Raw genomic sequence first — 257 nt, 5'->3', positions numbered from 1 at the left:
GTGAATCCAAGTTTTTCGTAAAGATGTTTAGCTGGATTATCCGGCTCTACATGCAGTGCAATACTTCCATGGGCCGTATCAATCACATGCTGCATCAATTGCTTGCCCAGTCCTTTTCCTCTGTGTTGGGCGTGTGTAGCAATGTACACCAATATGTTTTCCGGAATGTACGATTTCATGCCTGTTTCATTGACCACAACAGCACCAACAATTTCGTTTTCTGCTGTATACATAGCGGAAACAAAGCCTCCGAAAGA

Annotated in this window: 1 protein-coding gene; it reads right to left on the bottom strand. The window is 43.6% G+C overall.

Features of this window, described 5'->3' with window-relative positions:
- Positions 1 to 233, bottom strand: a 233-nt coding sequence (locus tag RMT89_RS44105; protein ID WP_315889383.1) for a GNAT family N-acetyltransferase, incomplete at its 3' end; no start/stop codon positions are given.
- Between the last annotated feature and the right edge of the window lie 24 nt (positions 234 to 257).

The organism is Streptomyces sp. P17, assembly GCF_032436805.1.
GTDB lineage: Bacteria > Actinomycetota > Actinomycetes > Streptomycetales > Streptomycetaceae > Streptomyces.
The sequence above is the reverse complement of the archived record's forward strand: the minus strand, read 5'-3'. Positions and strand labels throughout refer to the sequence as shown.